Here is a 1276-nt window from a genome sequence, read left to right as displayed (position 1 = left end):
CCGCCTCCAGGACCATACGCTGGCAGCAGAGTTTGTAGAGTTCGATATCGAAGTCGATGTTGGCCTTTGGCCACTCGATAAATGCGCCGCCCATCGACTCCAAACGCTTGACAAACTCCCACGGGATACCACCTATGACAAGTTCGTTTTTGAGAGCAAATACGCTGATTGGGGCGACATAGCCGATAGTTGCCATACCGCCGAGGAAGCCGTAACGCTCGATAATTGCCGTTTTGGCACCTTGACGCGCGGCTGCTATTGCTGCGATAAATCCGGCAGGTCCGCCACCGACAACCACAACATCCGTCTCGTGGAAAATCGGGATTTCCCGTGCCGGCTGAACAATCTTGCCGTCCTTCATGTAGCAGCTTGGACCATCCTCGATCGTATGAGGAAGCGGATAGATACGCTGACCGAACCACACATTATCAGGGTCTCCTATCGCACCGGGCGGAAGGGTCTTGCTTGTGGCGACAAACTCGTCCGCCAAAGCGACACCGCCGACAAGCCCCGCACCGCCGAGTCCTAGCCTCTTCAGAAATTCACGTTTTGATATCTGCATTTTGATTTCTCTTATCAATATTATTCCGATGAAGCTTTCCCGGCATCCAGATGAAATGCGCCCAGTGGAAGATTGACTTCATTGAATATGTAGCCCGTCCACGGTGCACAATACAGATATCGCAGGTGTACGGGCTTATCAACCGCCTTTGAACCAATTACAAGTTTTCGTTCGCCTTCAATATCGCCTTTATATTCCGTTTTGCCGCCATATCCCTTGGACGGTTTTAGATTCTTAAGTTCGGCTGGATGGAATACACCGTCTTCACCGGCTATCTCGAACGGCAGATCAAATTTCCAGTCCTTCCGGTAAACATACAGATTCCTACAATCCTTAAAGGTCACTTCAAACGTATTCGAGACAATGCTCCAGGAGTCCACCGTAGGCGATTTGCTGCAGATATCCTTGAAACCGTAGTCACAGCGAAGCGCATGAAGCGCCAGACGGTGCCCCACAAGAGCCTTTTCGTTCGGATGGATGTCGGCATTGCTGCCGAGATCGTTGATTACGACCATGGCCGCATTCGGACACTCCTTTTCGAACTGTGCCATGGCCTCCTGCATCGGTGCGATATTTCTACCCCACGAGCAGAGCTGAACATAATAGAAACTCATGTTCTTGTTTTCAAAACGCTTACGCCATCCATCATAAAGCGCGTGAAGTTTCGAACAGTACCGGTTAAATTCCTTTGCGTCATGCTCTCCCTGATACCAC

Annotated in this window: 2 protein-coding genes; both read right to left on the bottom strand. The window is 50.6% G+C overall.

The features are described from left to right. Nucleotides 1-562 (bottom strand): FAD-dependent oxidoreductase (locus tag Q0628_RS15645; protein WP_298772598.1); only part of this gene is annotated, 562 nt, incomplete at its 3' end. 20 nt (nt 563-582) lie between these two features. After that, nucleotides 583-1276, bottom strand: a 694-nt coding sequence (locus Q0628_RS15640) for a sialate O-acetylesterase (RefSeq protein ID WP_298772597.1), incomplete at its 5' end; no start/stop codon positions are given.

The organism is uncultured Fibrobacter sp. (genome assembly GCF_937877005.1).
Lineage (GTDB): Bacteria > Fibrobacterota > Fibrobacteria > Fibrobacterales > Fibrobacteraceae > Fibrobacter.
Note: the sequence above shows the minus strand (reverse complement) of the source record. Positions and strands in the feature narration are given on the sequence as shown.